Raw genomic sequence first — 15,985 nt, 5'->3', positions numbered from 1 at the left:
CCTCCTGTGGCCGGATCAGCTGATTATGAAGCAGCCTCCCGCAATACCGCAGCAAGCTGGCCGACGGCCCACTCGATCTCCTGGGCGGTGACCACCAACGGTGGCGCGAAGCGCAGCGTCGAACCGTGGGTGTCTTTCACCAGCACGCCGCGATCGGCCAGTCGCAGGCTGAACTCCTTGCCGCTGCCCAGCGAGGGGTCGATATCGACGCCGGCCCACAACCCCAGGCCCCGTATCTCCTGGACCCCGTGGCCGAGCAGCTGTCGCAGCCGCCGATGCAGATGCGCGCCCAGCGCGGTCGCCCGGGCCTGGAATTCGCCGCGCGCCAGCATGGACACCACGGTGGCGCCGATCGCGGCGGCCAGCGGATTGCCACCGAAGGTCGAACCGTGTTCGCCGGGGTGCAACACGCCCAGGACGTCCTGGTCGGCCACCACCGCCGACAGGGGAACCACTCCGCCGCCCAGCGCCTTGCCCAGCAGGTAGACGTCGGGGACCACCCGCCACCGATCGCAGGCGAACGTGTAGCCGGTGCGGGCCAGGCCCGACTGGATCTCATCGGCGATCATCAGCACGTTGTGCTCGCTGCACAGTGCGCGGACCGCTGGCAGGTAGTCGTCGGGCGGGACGATGATCCCGGCTTCGCCCTGGATCGGCTCCAACAGCACCGCGACGGTGTTGTCGTCGATCGCTCGAGCCAGAGCTGCGGCATCTCCGAACGGCACCGAACGGAACCCCGGCGTGAAGGGGCCGAATCCGGTTCGCGCCGTGGGGTCCGAGGAAAAGCTGACGATGCTGATCGTGCGGCCGTGAAAGTTGTTGTCGGCCACGATGATGTTGGCCTGATCCGCGGGAACGCCCTTGACGTCGGTGCCCCACTTTCGAGCGACCTTAAGGCCGCTTTCGACAGCCTCGGCGCCTGAGTTCATCGGCAGCACCATGTCCTTGTCGCACAAGTAGGCAAGTGCAGCACAGAAGGGTCCGAGCTTGTCGGAATGAAATGCGCGGCTGACCAACGTCACCGTGTCGAGTTGGGCATGCGCGGTGGCGGTGATCTCCGGGTTTCGGTGACCGAAGTTCACCGCGGAATAGGCGGACAGGCAATCCAGGTAGCGTCGACCGTCGATGTCGGTGATCCAAGCACCCTCGGCGCTTGCCGCGACCACCGGAAGCGGCGAATAGTTGTGCGCGGCGCGCCTTTCCACCAGCCTGATCGCCGTCTGGACTCGACTGGCGGTGACCATCTGCGATGTCTGCGCATCGAGAATCGTCATGGGAATACCTCCAATGTGCAGCACTTGACGGAACCGCCGCCCTTGAGCAGCTCGGACAAATCGACGCCGATCGGCTCGAAGCCGGCTCGGCGCAGCTGCGCCGCGAAGCCCGTTGCCTCGCAGGGATACACGACGTGCAGGCCGTCGGAAACCACGTTGAGGCCCAGTACGAAAGCGTCGGCAGTGTCGGCGACGATGGCATCCGGGAACAGCGCACGCAGTTGCTCCTGGGCGGCGACGCTGAATGCCGGCGGGTAGAACGCGATGGTGTGATCGTCGAGAACAGCCAGGGCCGTGTCGAGATGATAGAAGCGAGGGTCCACCAACTCCAGTGAGACCACGGGCGCGCGCAGCGCCGCGGAGATTTCCGCATGCGCACGGCGGTCGGTGCGAAATCCCCAGCCGGCCAACACGATCTCGCCGACCTTCAGTATGTCGCCTTGTCCTTCGTTGATGTGACGGGTGTATACCGGCCGGTAACCGACCGACGACATCCAGTGGGCGTACGCGCGCGATTCGCCGGCCCGCTCGGCGAACCGGAACCTGGCGACGAGCGCGACATCGTGCGCGACGAACCCGCCGTTGGCGGCATAGACCATGTCCGGAAGCCCGGCCACGGGCTGAACCACATCAACGTGATGCCCCAGTCGTAGGTAGGTCTCATACAAGCTTTCCCACTGCGCTTGCGCGAGGCGGGCATCGACGGGTGCGGTGATGTCCATCCAGGGGTTGATCGCGTATTCGACCGCAAAGAAGGCCGGCGGCGTCATCGCATACCGACGGACGCTCGGCATGCGGCCGGGCGTGGCCCGCCCGGCCGCCCGCCCCGCGGTTCGAGGAGCTACCAGGCGTTGTTCCGTCATGAATCAACGATATTGAGGGCCCAGAAGTTAATCAAACTACACATCTTGCGTGTCTACCGTTACTTTATTGCGCTAGAATTCTGGATACGTCGATTTGTTGTCATCTCCGGGAAAGGAGCGCGATGGATCGCTTGGACGAGACCGACGAGCGCATCCTCGCCGAACTCACCGAGCATGCGCGGGCCACCTTCGCCGAGATCGGGGAGAAGGTGAATTTGTCTGCGCCGGCGGTGAAGCGGCGCGTCGACCGGATGTTGGACAGCGGCGTCATCAAGAGCTTCACCACCGTCGTCGACCGCAACGCCTTGGGCTGGAATACCGAAGCTTATGTGCAGGTGTTCTGCCACGGCCGGATCGCGCCCGACGAACTGCGAGCGGCGTGGGTGGATATTCCCGAGGTGTTCAGCGCCGCGACAGTCACCGGCACCTCTGATGCGATCCTGCATGTGCTGGCCCGCGACATGCGACATTTGGAGGCCGCATTGGAAAGAATCCGGTCCAGCGCCGACATCGAACGCAGTGAGAGCATCGTGGTGTTATCCAACCTGATCGACCGGATGCGGCCTTGACGCGCGGCGGTCAGCGCCGCCGACATCAGCCGACTTGCGGCAACAGGGTCTCGATCACTACTGCGGCGGTGCAGACGAACAAGGTGATCGCAAGTGTCAACCAGTCAGCCAGTTTCGGCCGTGCCGGGCTGGCGGATAGCTGACCGATGCCGCCACGGGCGGTAATCGCGTCGCCCATCTCGTCAGCGCGACGGAGAGTCACGACCACCGCCGCGGCCATCAGGTCGATCATCCCCCGTCTCTGCTGCCGGAGCCGTGCCCTGCGGCCTGAGGGTATTCGATTGGGCCGCAACAGACGAGCGGCGTAGAGCACATGAAATTCGTCGAGCAGCATCGGAAAGGCGCGCAGCGCGAGCGCCAGCGCCACCGCCCATTCGTCAACCGGAATGCGCAGCAATCTCAGCGGACGCCCCAACGTCGCTACCGCGGGCGCGATTTCGGCAACGTTCGTGGTCCACGACACCATCGCTCCAAGCCCCAGTAATACGAGGGTCAGCGCGGTGATCCTGAAGAAGTGCAGGGCTCCACCAAGCCCGATGACCACATCGCCTATCGGTACCTTGGGTGCGCCGCCAGCCAGCGCCGCGGTCACAAAGCCCAACGCGAGAAGGGCCCACAGCCACCGCGGAATCGGCGGCAGAGCGCCACGCGGAATCCGTGCAATCCGGACCGCCGCTGCCACCAGTGCCGCCACCAACGCGATCGTCGTCCATCCCGGATAGAACGTCAGCAGCACGGAAACGCCGAAGACGACCAGCAATTTAGTACCGGCCCATAATTCGTGAATGGCCGAACTCCCGGGCACCGGGACCAGCAGGACGACCGATCTGGAACGGCGCCGGTTCGCATTGGCCGCCCTGGTGAAAGTTGTCATCCCGCCAGGCCTCCCCCGGCGGCAGTGGTAGACACCGTTTCCAGCGCACCGTCGCGTAAATGGATTGTCCGCGGACACACCTCATCAAGTCCGACGAAATCGTGCGAAATGACCACCAAGGTCAGGCCACGCGTCCGGCGCAAATTCGCAAGCACTCGCCGGAGGCCGCGCTGGCTGCTGGCGTCCAGCCCGGCCAGCGGTTCGTCGAGAATCAACACCCGGGGCGAACACGCCAACAGTCCGGCCAGCACCACGCGGCGCATCTGTCCTCCGCTGAGTTGATCGATGCGCCGCTCGGCAAGCACAGGATCCAGTCCGACCGCGGTCAACGCAGCGGCCACGCGGTCGTGGTCCGTGGGCGAAAAGCCCGCAACCGATGCCAATTCCCGGTCGACGTGGCTGCGCATCAACTGCAGTCTGGCGGTCTGGAACGACAAAGCCACCGCGCCGACGTGCTGATGGGTGGGTTCGCCGTCGATAAGGCAGACGCCCTCGGTGGGCACCGTCAGCCCAGCCATGATCCACGCAAGTGTCGACTTGCCAGATCCGTTGCCGCCGTGGATCAGAAGTCCATCGCCTTGCTCCACCGTGAAGTTGATGTCGCGCAGAGCCGTCTTCGCCCATGGTGTCCCACTGTGATATTCGTGCCCGACGCCCATCACCTCGATGACCGGTGTGTTGGAGCCGGGACTGGCCGCGCCGGTGGGCAACGGCGCGGGCGCGATTTCGACCATTGCGCGGTTGTCGGATGAATCGCTGAGGTTGATTGTGCGATCCGCCGATGCGGCCTCATTGTCGAAATGCGTGATATGCACCAGGGCGGTCCGGTGCCGTTCGGGGAGACCGGACAGCACGTCCAATAGGAGTTCGCGGCCCGGCTGGTCGATCATGCTGGTGAACTCGTCAGCGATCAGCAGCGAGGGCTCCCGGGCGAGTGCGGCGGCTAGTGCCAGCCGCTGCAGTTCCCCGCCGGACAGACTTCCGGTGTCGCGCTCGGCGAGCCCCTCCAGGCCGACCTCCCCCAGCAGCCGATTCACATCGACTTCGGTACCCGGCGGCAACCCCCAGACGACATCGTCGGCGACCCTGGTGCCCAAGACCTGGGTTTGTGGGTGCTGAAGCACGAGCGATGTGCCACCGACCCTTCCCAAACCCACTGCGCCAGGCCGATATACGGCACCCGACGTCGGTTCCCGGCCCGCCAAGATCAGGGTCAAGGTCGTTTTACCGGAACCGTTCGCGCCCACAACCGCGACATGTTCGCCGACCCGGAGGTCGAGGCTGATCTCACGCAAAGCATCTTGGCTGGCACCGGGGTAGCGGAATCGCACGTCGACCAATCGGACCGGCACCGGGCCGATCGGGCCCTCCGAGAATCCAGCGCTGTCAGTTGCGTCCAGCTTGTGCACATCCGGAATGTTGTGCATCCGCTCTAAGAGCCGCGAGAGTACCCACCACCCGATCAACGACGAGACCATCACCCCGTAGGTGAGGTAACCGAGCAGCAACGACGGCCAGTTGTGCAGCCCAAAGGTGAAGCACCGCTGCACCCCGGCGGCGACTCCTTGCAGATGCACTCGCACCAGGAACGCATTGACGCCGTCCACATTGGCGGTCACAACGTGAAAGATCAGATGCCGCAGCCGGGTTAAGACCTTCAACATTGCGACGGTCACTGCGCCAATAACGGCTCCGGCGACAAACGACCAGACCACCACAGTCGATGGGCCGCGGCCCTTGCGCTTGACAAGCCCGGTCAATCCGCCGATATAGGCGCAGATGAGGACGGCCGCCAAGCTGCCCAGTCCGGAAATGAGGAAAGTGATCATCCCGGCGGCAACCGTGGCGGCGACCAGCGCTCGCAGCCGGTAGCGGTATGCCAACAGCGCCATCGGCACCGTCCCCAGCAGTGCCAACCCCTGAGCGAACGGGATGAGCGAGGCAATAATTGCGATCACCGCGCAAAGGGCACCCATGACCGAGCCCTGCGCCAACTCGGCTGGTTGTAGCGGTCCACCCCGGTCTCGCAAACGGACCGGGGGCGGGGTTTTCACTTCAACGATTCTGCCAGGCCGCAGTGCTAACTCCCGCCATCACATTCGTCTGAGGTGCGAACGCCCGAAACTCGTCCTATTTCGGCCTCGCTTAGCAAAGCTATGCAACGATGGATGCATGGACAACGTCGTCGAAGCCGCAAAACTCGAGGGAGCGCAGGGCCTGGGAGCCGACCTGCTCGCCGTGGTCGCGCGGCTCAACCGCATGGCAACCCAGCGCATCCAGATGCCATTACCTGCAGCGCAGGCCAGGCTGCTGGCCACCATCGAAGCTCACGGCGAAGCCCGAATAGGTGACCTGGCCGCCGTCGATCACTGTTCGCAACCGACGATGACGACGCAAGTGCGCCGCCTCGAGGAGGCCGGCCTGGTCACGCGGATGGTCGACCCGGGAGATGCGCGCGCGGTCCGAATTCGCATTACGGCCGAGGGCCGGCGCACGCTCAACGCGGTTCGGGCCGACCGCGCCGCCGCGATCGAACCGCAATTGGCGCTGCTCGACCCCTCGGACCGTCAGGTGCTGGTACAAGCGGTGCAAGTATTGCGCGGGCTGCTCGACAACGACTCGCGTGCCAGTTCCGTTGCGGGTCGGCGCACCACGGTGTGAACGCTGATGGTTGGAGCTGGGGCAAGGGTAGACAGTTAAGCGAACGCGGCGACCGGCGCTTGCGGGCGTGATCAATCAACTGGTGAAAGGTGGCGGGGAATGCCGACAGAGGCTTCGGCCCTTCCGGCCTCGCTGACCGTATGGGCCGGACCGACGAGGTATGTCTTCAACCCTGGCCGCGACGTGATCGTGGGCTACGGCCCGGGTTGCGACATTCCGCTGGAGCCTCTCGACCACGATCCGCAACGGCCGCCGGCGCCCCGAGTCGACGTGATCCTGCGGTTCACCGGAACTCAATGGGTGGCTATCGATCTGAGCCGTCGCGGCATCTTCGCCGGCGGATCACGACTGCCCACCGTAGAGATCCGCGACGGCCTGGGGATCGCCATCGGGGATCCCCAGGCCGGCCCCCGCCTCGTCTTTCAAACCGCACCCTCGGCCGCGGCGCCCGGTCATCCCCCGGCCGGTGGCCCGGCGTATCCCCCGCACAATGCGCCGCAGGCGCCTCCGGTTCCACCACCGGGCACGCGGACGCCGGCTGGTCCGCACGAGCCCGACCCGCGGCTGCCCACCCAGAGCGCCACCCAGCGCATGCCCGTCGTCGCGCCCCCGCCGCCCGCCGCTCAGCAACCACTTCAGCCCACCCCGCCGTCACCGCCGCCCGGTGCGGCCGCCCCGCCCCCGACGGCCCCGGCTCCGCCACCGGTTCCACCGATGGCCCCGCCCCCGGCGGCTTACGACCAGCAAAAGGGCCCGAGTCTGATCGAGCGCATGGTGACCAGCAAGCTGCGCGCGCAGCGCCCGTCGTTCCGCACCGCGCAACCCGACTCCACCCATCGCCTGCCGCTGCGGGCCGCGTCGCGCACCACGGGGATGACCGCATATCAGCTGGGCCTGAGGGCCGACGGGCACCAAATCCTGTCGGACATCTCCTTCATCGCGCGTCCCGGCGCCATGACCGCGGTAACCGGACCGTCGGCCGCACGTAATTCCGCGCTGCTCACGCTGCTGGCCGGCACCAGAGCACCCAGCTCCGGACGCGTCACCGTGGACGGACACGACGTCCACGCAGACCCGGAGTCCATGCGGGCCCACATCGGGTTGGTCCCCCGGGTCGATCGTCTGCATCCTCAGCTCACGGTCGCGCAGACCGTGAAGTATGCCGCCGAAATCCGGCTGCCCCCGGACACCTTGCCCGAGGAACGTGACCGCGAGGTCGGCCAGATTCTCGACGAACTCGAGCTGACACCGCACCAAGGCACCAGGATCCGCAAACTGGCACCCGACGTGCGCCGGTGCGTTGGCCTGGCGGTCGAGCTCGTCTCCCGGCCGAGTCTGCTCGTCGTGGACGAGCCAACCGCCGGACTCGACGGGGCTCAACAACGTCAGGTGATGGCGATCCTGCGGCACCAGGCCAACATTGGCTGTGCCGTCGTGGTCGCGATCTCGGCGCGCACGTCGCTCACCGACTTGAACGCGTGCGACCAGGTCTTGGTGCTCACCGCCGCGGGCACGATGGCCTACCTCGGAACGCCCTTGCAGATCGAATCCGCGATGGGCACCACCGACTGGTCGAGCGTGCTGTCACGGGTCGGCGCAGATCCCGACGGAGCCCACCGCGCCTTCCGCGCGAGGCAGCAGACGGCTGCCCCGACCACCCCTCCCGAAGTCGCAGCACCCGGTCCTCCGCAGCCCGGGCTGTCCAGGAACCGCCAGATCCGATGGGTGGCCCGACGCGAGGCTCACCTGCTTCTCGGCGATCGCGCCTACTTTGCGTTCCTGGCTATCCTGCCGTTCGTGTTGGCGGGGCTGGCGCTGCTGATTCCCGGTGATTCCGGCCTGATGAAGCCCGGTCCGGGCAGCACCAACGCCCATCAGGCCATCGAGATCCTGGCCGCCCTCAACGTCGCGGCGGTGATCATCGGCACGGCGCTGACGATCCGCGCGCTGGTTTGCGAACACAGAATCTTTCGGCGCGAGCAGGAGGTCGGTCTGTCCGCGCCGGCCTACCTGACCGCCAAGGTCATCGTGTACGGCCTGGCCGCGGCCGTCTGGACGGCCGTCGCGGTGGCCATCGTCATCGCGGTCAAGGGCGGCCCCGGGGGAAGCTCCGTCTTGCTGCACAACGCCACGGTCGAGCTGTACGTGAGCATGGCCGTCACCGCGATCGTGTCCGCCCTCGTCGGCCTCGCGCTGTCGTCGCTGGGGAAGTCGCTGCGGGAGGTTTTGCCGCTGATGGTGCCGGTGATCCTGGCGTCCGCGCTGTTCAACGGGAGTCTGGTGCAGCTGGTGAGTGTGTGGGGCCTGCAGCAGGTCAGCTGGTTCGTCCCGGCCCAATGGGGATTCGCGGCCGCGGCGTCCACCGCGAATCTGCGCAGGGTCGACTCGCTTGCCGCCGACGCCGTGACGTGGACCCACTACAGCGGTTGGTGGGTGTTCGACATGGGGATGCTCGTCCTGTTCGGGGTGATCGCGGCGGGGTTCACCCTCTATCGGCTGCGGTCGCCCCTCGGCGAGAGCCGCAACCCGCCGCCCGACCGCGAGCCGCAAAATCCTCAGCGCTGAGTACCGGCGCCGGGCGCCGACGGCCGTCGCAAAGTTCTGCTCCCCGACATGAACATCGTCGCTGTTCGCCGTGACGCGAACCGCCCATTACTGTCGTTTTATGGCGCCTGAACCCACTACCACTGCCGAATATCTGCGCAATGCCTTGGACGGGCGTTGGCGCGACGTCAGAAACCGGATGCGAGACACCCTCACCGAGGACCTGTTCCGCCCGCACTACACACCGAACACCGTGATCGCCCGCACCAAAGTGGCGGAGCAAATGAGAATCATGGCGGCGTTCGGCGCGGCTGCCGACAGTTTCAAGAAGGAACACGGCGGCACGGGCGACGTCGGTGCGGCGATCACGATGATCGAGATGCTGGCGATGTCGGATCTGTCGCTGATGGTGAAGGCCGGCGTGCAGTGGGGCCTGTTCGGCGGGGCGGTGGAGAACCTGGGGACAGAGCGCCATCACGAGCTCTACGTGCCCAAGATCATCAGTCTGGATCTGCGGGGTTGTTTCGCGATGACCGAGACCGGACATGGCAGCGACGTGCAGTCGCTAGAGACCACCGCGACCTACGACGCTGAGACGCAAGAGTTCGTCATCGACTCCCCCACCCCGTCAGCCCGTAAGGACTACATCGGCGGCGCCGCCGAAACCGCAACCATGGCAGCGGTTTTCGCGCAGCTGATCACAACCGAGGACGGCAAGCCGGTCAATCACGGTGTGCACTGCGTGCTGGTCCCGATCCGGGACGAGGACGGCAATGACCTGCCCGGGGTCACCACGTCGGACTGCGAATACAAGGGCGGACTGCCCGGCGTCGACAACGGGCGCATCGTGTTCGACCATGTCCGCGTCCCGCGGGTAAACCTGCTCAACAAATACGGTGACGTCGCGGCAGACGGCACGTACAGTTCGCCGATCGACAACCCGAACCGCCGGTTCTTCACCATGCTGGGCACCCTGGTCCGCGGCCGGATCACGGTGGGCGGCAGCGCGGGCGCCGCCGCCCGCGTGGCGCTGGATATCGCCACCCGGTATGCGTTGCAGCGCAGGCAGTTCACCGCACCTGGTGACGACTCCGAAGTGCTGATCATGGACTACCTGGTGCACCAGCGCCGACTGTTTCCGTTGATCGCGAAGTCCTACGCACTGCAGTTCGCGCAGAACGAATTGGTGGGCAAGTGTCACGACGTGCAGAGCGCTGACGCGCCCGACGCCGACGAGCAACGCGAACTCGAAGCGCGTGCCGCCGGGCTGAAGGCGGCCAACACCTGGCATGCGAGTCGGGCGATTCAGGAGTCCCGCGAGGCGTGTGGCGGCGCGGGTTACATGGCCGAGAACAGGCTGATCGGGCTTCGGGGCGACACAGACGTTTTCACCACCTTCGAGGGCGACAACCATGTGCTGACCCAATTGGTGGCCAAGGAACTGCTCACGGCCTACGCCGACGACATCAAAAGCATGAGTCCGGTCGAATGGGTGCGCTTCGCCGCCAGTACCGTGGGTGAACGCGTCGTCAAACGCACTGCGGCAGAGGCGATTATCCAAACGATCGTTGACGCCCGGCAAGACAGCGAGGAAGAGGGCAGCCTCTTCAACCGCGGCACGCAGATCACGATGTTCGAGGACCGCGAGGAGTATCTGCTGGCATCGGTGGCCCGTCGCCTGCAGGCCAAATCCAAAGAGATGTCGGCATTCGACGCGTTCAACTCGGTGCAGGACCACGTTTTGCACGCAGCCAGCGCGCACATCGATCGAGTCATCCTCGAGGCGTTCGTCGCCGGGATCGACGCGTGCCCTGACGAGCAGGCCCGCGAACTGCTGGGCATCTTGTGCGACCTTTACGCGCTATCAGTCATCGAGGTCGACAAGGCCTGGTACATCGAGCACCGCTATCTGTCCACCGAACGCGCCAAGGCGGTCACCCGGGGGATCAACGACCGATGTCGCGCGCTGCGCCCGCATGCCGAGACGCTGGTCGACGGCTTCGGCATCCCGGAACGGCTCCGTTACGTCGAAATGCTGCACCCGGAAAACCTGTCCGAGGCCGTCACCAGCTGACGGGCCGCTCAGCGGTCGTCAAGCCACCACGCGCCCGGCGCCTGGGCCAAAACACTATTGGTTCGGCACCTTGCCGAGGGTTTGCAGCTTGCCGTCTGGGCCGATCCGGAACTTGACCGTCCCGATCCCGGTGGGACAACACGGCTGATCGTTTCCCTTCTGCCATTGGTATTGAACGGTCACGGTGTCATCCGAGGGCGGCAGCACGGTGATGTACGGCTTCGGGCTCGAGGTGGGGCTACCGAGCGGCGTGTTGTGGTCGAAGAAGATCAGTTGTTGCGGGGTCGATTCGCTGGCGATCGTCGGGATGATCTGCACCCAGTACAACCGGCAGTTTCGCGTGTGGCCCCTGCCCATCTCGACCCAGATGGTGCCGGGGATGGTGATCGGAACCGCGGTGATGGCCCGGCGCACGGTGTCGCCCGTGGGTCCATCGGAGTCCTTGCAGGTGTCGGGCCGGGCCGGTGGTGGCGCGGCGGGCTTCCAGCCGCAACCGGAGGCCAGCAAAATCAGAACGATCACAATGAGCTGACGCACGCGGTGAGCTTAGCGAAGACTGTGAATGTCCCATCGGTTTGGTCAAAAACCCTGTTCTGAGCAGCGTTTCGACGGGCATGCTGAGTAGCCTCGAGCGGGACAGACGGTCAACGATGACCTGCGCTAACGCGATCCTTAGCCGTGTGTACCCCCGGCGAATTCACACCGGCGCGTTGGCGGTTGAGAGAAAGAAGTAAACCGGGGGAAATTCCGGGCAGCGATGCCGAAACATGCCTGCCCCACAATGAACTCACCCGATGCGGAGCTAACCCGTAGGCACTTGACGGAGGGACGTGAGCGTGGCCAGGGAGTCCATGGCGCGTGAGAACGCCGTGAACACCATGTGCGCTTACTGCGGCGTCGGTTGCGGCATGGTGTTGCAGATCACAACGGATCCGCAAACAGGCCGCGATCACGTCGCCAAGTCGGTTGGGAGCAAGGAACATCCGGCCAACTTCGGGCGGTTGTGCACCAAGGGCACCACCACCGCGGACATGCTGAAAGCGCCCGGCCGGATGGCCTCAGCGCATGTGCGGGCCGACCGCAGCGAACCACTCGAGCCCATTGACATGGACCGGGCGATCACCCAGTGCGCGAAGCGGTTACGCGCAATCGTCGATGAGCACGGCGCGGACTCCTTCGCTATGTACGTGTCCGGGCAGATGTCCATCGAAGCGCAGTACCTGGCGAACAAGCTGACCAAAGGCTTCATCGGCACCAACCAGATCGAGTCGAACTCGCGGCTGTGCATGGCCAGCGCGGGCTCTGGATACAAGCTCTCGCTGGGTGCGGACGGACCGCCCGGGTCGTACCAGGACTTCGAACGTGCCGACGTCTTTTTCGTCATCGGCGCCAACATGGCCGACTGCCACCCGATCCTGTTCTTGCGCATGATGGACCGGATCAAGGCGGGCGCGAAGCTGATCGTCGTCGACCCGCGCCGCACCGCGACCGCCGACAAGGCCGATCTTTTCCTGCAGATCGCTCCGGGAGCCGATCTGGCACTGCTCAACGGACTGCTGCATCTGATCGTCGAGAACGGCCACATCGACGCAGATTTCATCGCCGAATTCACCGAGGGCTGGGAGGTGATGGCCAGTTTCCTGGAGCAGTACACGCCCGACATGGTCAGCGCGGTGACCGGCATACCCGAACAGGACATCCGCAAAGCGGCTCAAATGATCGGTGAAGCGGAGAATTTCATCAGCTGCTGGACGATGGGCCTCAACCAGAGCACGCACGGCACCTGGAACACCAACGCCATCTGCAACCTGCACCTGGCTACCGGCGCCATCTGCAAGCCAGGAAGCGGGCCCTTCTCGCTCACCGGCCAACCCAACGCGATGGGCGGTCGCGAGATGGGTTACATGGGCCCGGGTTTGCCGGGTCAGCGTTCGGTGACATCGGACGACGATCGCGAGTTCGTCGAAAACCTATGGGGCATTCCCCACGGAACGCTGCGCACCCAGGTCGGCAGCGGCACCATCGACATGTTCTCCCGAATGGCCGACGGGAAGATCAAGGCGTGCTGGATCATCTGCACCAATCCCGTTGCCTCAGTGGCCAATCGAAAAACGGTACTGGCCGCACTGGAAAGCACCGAATTGGTGATCGCGCAGGACGCGTTCTTCGAGACCGAGACCAACGAATACGCCGACGTGTTGTTGCCGGCCGCCCTGTGGACGGAATCCGAAGGGGTCATGGTCAATTCCGAGCGCAACATGACCTTGTTCCAGCCGGCGATGCGGGCGCCCGGCCACGCTCTGCCCGACTGGCAGATCATCGCCCGGATCGCCTGCGAGATGGGATTTTCGGGGGCGTTCAGCTACGAATCCGCCGAGGAGGTCTTCGAGGAGATCAAGCGGTTCTCCAACCCGAAGACGGGCTATGACCTACGCGGCGCCAGCTATGAGCGACTGCGTAAGGGTCCGCTGCAGTGGCCGTGCGCTCCCGAAACCGAAGGCGACCGCAACCCAATGCGTTATGTCAACGACGGTGTCAGCCAGACGCAGTTGGTCCGCGCCGATGGCAGCGTGCCGCGGTTGGCCTTCCCGACGCCAACTGGTCGTGCGGTGTTCTTCGCCCGTCCGCACCTGCTGCCCGAGGAAATGCCCGACGACGACTACCCCTTCCTGCTCAACACCGGCCGCCTGCCGCACCAATGGCACACCATGACCAAGACCGGCAAGGTGGCGAAACTCAATAAACTCAATTCCGGACCGTTCGTCGAGGTCCACCCCGACGACGCCGCCCGCCTCCAGATCATCGACGGCGATCAGATCGAAATCGCCTCCCGCCGAGGGCGTGCCGTGCTGCCGGCCGTCATCAGCGACCGGGTGCGGCCCGCCAACTGCTTCGCCCCCTTCCACTGGAACGACGCCTTCGGCGAATATCTGTCGATCAACGCCGTCACCAACGATGCGGTCGACCCGATCTCGAACCAACCCGAATTCAAGGCGTGCGCCGTCACGTTGACAAAGGTCGCCGTCTCGCAACCTGTCTCGGGCACCGAAGCGCCGGCACCGCGCGACACACTACCACCCGCGCCCACGGAGGTACGAGAAATCAGCGTGTCACAAGTCGACGCCCTGGCCGAATTGCTGGGTGTGGCAACGCAACCCAAGCCGGAATTCAACGAGCTCGGTCGCTCGTATCTTGCCGGTATGCTGTCGGGGCTTCGCTCGGACGCGGGTCGGCGTGCCGGTGGGGTGCCCACTTTGCCGCTGAGCGCGCCGTTCGATTCCAGCACCCGGCTCTGGGTGGATGGCCTGCTGGCGGGGTTGTTCTCGCGCATCGACGGACCGGAGCCAGGGGCGCCGCCAGAGGGGGCCCGGTCGAACTCGCCGACCGCCCAGCAACCGCCCGCCGTGACCGCCGGCGCCAAACCCGCGGCCGAGCGCGCTCCCATCGTGGTGCTGTGGGCATCGCAGACCGGGAATGCCGAGGAACTCGCCGCCGAGATCGCGGCGCGGTTGGGCACCGCGGAGCTTCCCGTCGTGCTGCACAGCATGGATGACTTTCCGCAGGCCGAGTTGGCGACGACGCGGGAGCTGTTGCTCGTCACCAGCACCACCGGTGACGGCGAAGCGCCCGACAACGGCGCCGGCCTCTGGCGGGTGCTGACATCCGACAGCGCGCCGCGACTCACCGGCACCCGCTACGCGGTACTCGCGCTCGGTGATTCCAACTATGACGATTTCTGCGGTCACGGACGCAAGTTGGACGCGCGCCTCGCCGAGCTGGGAGCGGTGCGCATCGCCGACCGGGTGGATTGCGAACCCGACTACGACGACACCGCCGCGAAGTGGTTGAGCGACATCATCGAAGCCCTGACCCGGACGCCGACCTCCGTCGGCGGAGACGGTGCTACGCCGACGCCGGCCCGCGCTTCCGCGGTTGTGGCGCCATCCCGCCCGAGCACGCCCGCCGCCAGCACCTACAACAAGAAGCGCCCGCTGGTCACGGGCATGATGCGCAACACCGTGCTGAGCCAGCCGCAATCGACAAAAGACGTGCGCCACTTGGTTTTCGACATGCCGGAGGAATCCGTGACCTATGCGGCCGGTGACGCGCTGGGCGTGTGGCCGCGCAATAGCGACGAGTTGGTCGACCAATGGCTGTCGGTCACCGGACTGAATGGGCAGACCCCGGTCGAGGTCGGCGAGCACGGTCTGATGTCGTTGCGTTCCGCGATCACCGAGCGAATCGAGATCGCCCATATCAGCCGGGACCTGGTGCGGTTCGTGCAAGAGCGCACCGCTGACTCAACACTCGCGGAGCTGTTGAAGCCGGAAAACAAGCGCGCACTGTCGGAGTGGGCGTGGGGACGCCAGTCCATCGACCTGCTGTCGAAGCTGCCGGTCTCCGCGTCGGCCCACGAGTGGCTGCGGGTCCTCAAACGCCTTCAGCCGCGGCTGTACTCGATTTCGTCCAGCCCGAAAGCTTTCCCGGGAGAGGTTCACCTGACAGTCTCCCCGGTGCGGTTCAACTTCCAGGGCGTGCCGCGCCGCGGGGTGTGTTCGACCTACTTGGCCGACCGCTCACCCGGCGACCGAGTGGCCGTCTATCTGCAGCCGTCGAGCAACTTCCGGCCTCCGAGTGAGTCGGACACGCCGATGATCATGATCGGTCCCGGGACCGGCATCGCGCCCTTCCGCGGTTTTCTGCAGGAACGACGGGCGCTCGGCCACACCGGACCCAACTGGCTGTTCTTCGGTGAGCAGCACGCCGCCACCGACTTCTATTACCGCGACGAACTCGAGCAGATGCGTGATGACGGGTTCCTCACCGAGTTGGACCTGGCGTTCTCACGCGACCAGCAGCAAAAGGTCTATGTGCAGCACCTGATGCGCAAGCGTGGAGCCCAGCTGTGGAGCTGGCTGCAGGACGGCGCCCAGCTGTACGTCTGCGGCACCGCCGATCCCATGGCCAAGGACGTGGACCGGACGCTCTGCGAGATCGCCGCCGAATTCGGCAACCTGGACCCGGACGCAGCAAAGGACTACGTCCGATCCCTGAGCGCCGACAAGCGCTACCACCGCGACGTCTACTAGCGTCGATCGGCCATTGCCGCCCCAAGCCGTAACACA

General features: G+C 65.5%; 10 protein-coding genes. 5 read left to right on the top strand and 5 right to left on the bottom strand.

From position 1 onward, the window contains the following. Window positions 1-23: 23 nt before the first annotated feature. Window positions 24-1,274 carry an ornithine--oxo-acid transaminase gene (gene rocD / locus AC5Y4F_RS05780; protein WP_067940248.1) on the bottom strand — a complete coding sequence of 417 codons (1,251 nt, stop codon included), beginning with the start codon at window positions 1,272-1,274 and terminating at the stop codon, window positions 24-26. Then, window positions 1,271-2,137 carry a dimethylargininase gene (gene ddaH, locus AC5Y4F_RS05775; protein ID WP_499995456.1) on the bottom strand — a complete coding sequence of 289 codons (867 nt, stop codon included), beginning with the start codon at window positions 2,135-2,137 and terminating at the stop codon, window positions 1,271-1,273. The genes rocD and ddaH overlap by 4 nt, the downstream gene beginning before the upstream one ends. A gap of 122 nt (window positions 2,138-2,259) precedes the next feature. Between ddaH and AC5Y4F_RS05770 the strand changes: the two genes are divergently transcribed. Further along, window positions 2,260-2,706, top strand: coding sequence for an Rv2324 family transcriptional regulator (locus AC5Y4F_RS05770; protein ID WP_067940254.1), 447 nt, complete (start codon window positions 2,260-2,262; stop codon window positions 2,704-2,706). A gap of 25 nt (window positions 2,707-2,731) precedes the next feature. Here the strand turns inward: AC5Y4F_RS05770 and AC5Y4F_RS05765 are convergent, their stop codons facing one another. Both AC5Y4F_RS05765 and AC5Y4F_RS05760 read right to left on the bottom strand, forming a co-directional pair. Beyond that, entirely contained in the window at window positions 2,732-3,580 is an 849-nt protein-coding gene (locus tag AC5Y4F_RS05765) for a CbiQ family ECF transporter T component (RefSeq protein ID WP_499995454.1), read from the bottom strand. Then, a complete protein-coding gene (locus AC5Y4F_RS05760) occupies window positions 3,577-5,556 on the bottom strand; it encodes an ABC transporter ATP-binding protein (protein WP_499995796.1) in 1,980 nt (659 codons plus the stop codon). The genes AC5Y4F_RS05765 and AC5Y4F_RS05760 overlap by 4 nt, the downstream gene beginning before the upstream one ends. Window positions 5,557-5,752: 196 nt before the next feature. On the opposite strand from AC5Y4F_RS05760, the gene AC5Y4F_RS05755 reads away from it, so the two are divergent. The 3 genes from AC5Y4F_RS05755 (at window position 5,753) to AC5Y4F_RS05745 (ending at window position 10,859) form a co-directional block, all read left to right on the top strand. Then, complete coding sequence (locus tag AC5Y4F_RS05755; RefSeq protein ID WP_067940264.1) at window positions 5,753-6,241, top strand: MarR family winged helix-turn-helix transcriptional regulator; 489 nt, start codon at window positions 5,753-5,755, stop codon at window positions 6,239-6,241. Between the two features lie 99 nt (window positions 6,242-6,340). After that, window positions 6,341-8,806: an ATP-binding cassette domain-containing protein gene (locus AC5Y4F_RS05750; RefSeq protein WP_499995453.1), complete on the top strand. Its 2,466-nt coding sequence runs from the start codon at window positions 6,341-6,343 to the stop codon at window positions 8,804-8,806. Window positions 8,807-8,906: 100 nt separating this feature from the next. Continuing rightward, a complete protein-coding gene (locus AC5Y4F_RS05745; RefSeq protein WP_067934432.1) occupies window positions 8,907-10,859 on the top strand; it encodes an acyl-CoA dehydrogenase family protein in 1,953 nt (650 codons plus the stop codon). Between the two features lie 54 nt (window positions 10,860-10,913). Here AC5Y4F_RS05745 and AC5Y4F_RS05740 read toward each other — a convergent pair whose 3' ends face one another. Then, a complete protein-coding gene (locus AC5Y4F_RS05740; protein WP_499995795.1) occupies window positions 10,914-11,381 on the bottom strand; it encodes an LppP/LprE family lipoprotein in 468 nt (155 codons plus the stop codon). A 329-nt stretch (window positions 11,382-11,710) separates the two neighbouring features. Between AC5Y4F_RS05740 and AC5Y4F_RS05735 the strand changes: the two genes are divergently transcribed. After that, the gene (locus AC5Y4F_RS05735) at window positions 11,711-15,949 is read left to right on the top strand and encodes a bifunctional nitrate reductase/sulfite reductase flavoprotein subunit alpha (RefSeq protein WP_499995793.1); all 4,239 of its coding nucleotides are present in this window, start codon (window positions 11,711-11,713) and stop codon (window positions 15,947-15,949) included. The last annotated feature ends 36 nt before the right edge of the window (window positions 15,950-15,985 follow it).

The organism is Mycobacterium sp. NGS56, assembly GCF_059812425.1.
This window is presented reverse-complemented; position numbering and strand designations above follow the sequence as displayed.

Excerpts from the sequence above, each read along its gene's own strand:
- rocD (WP_067940248.1), bottom strand. The coding sequence starts at position 1,274 with ATGACGATTCTCGATGCGCAGACATCGCAGATGGTCACCGCCAGTCGA.
- ddaH (WP_499995456.1), bottom strand. The coding sequence starts at position 2,137 with ATGACGGAACAACGCCTGGTAGCTCCTCGAACCGCGGGGCGGGCGGCC.
- AC5Y4F_RS05770 (WP_067940254.1), top strand. The coding sequence starts at position 2,260 with ATGGATCGCTTGGACGAGACCGACGAGCGCATCCTCGCCGAACTCACC.
- AC5Y4F_RS05765 (WP_499995454.1), bottom strand. The coding sequence starts at position 3,580 with ATGACAACTTTCACCAGGGCGGCCAATGCGAACCGGCGCCGTTCCAGA.
- AC5Y4F_RS05760 (WP_499995796.1), bottom strand. The coding sequence starts at position 5,556 with ATGGGTGCCCTTTGCGCGGTGATCGCAATTATTGCCTCGCTCATCCCG.
- AC5Y4F_RS05755 (WP_067940264.1), top strand. The coding sequence starts at position 5,753 with ATGGACAACGTCGTCGAAGCCGCAAAACTCGAGGGAGCGCAGGGCCTG.
- AC5Y4F_RS05750 (WP_499995453.1), top strand. The coding sequence starts at position 6,341 with ATGCCGACAGAGGCTTCGGCCCTTCCGGCCTCGCTGACCGTATGGGCC.
- AC5Y4F_RS05745 (WP_067934432.1), top strand. The coding sequence starts at position 8,907 with ATGGCGCCTGAACCCACTACCACTGCCGAATATCTGCGCAATGCCTTG.
- AC5Y4F_RS05735 (WP_499995793.1), top strand. The coding sequence starts at position 11,711 with ATGGCGCGTGAGAACGCCGTGAACACCATGTGCGCTTACTGCGGCGTC.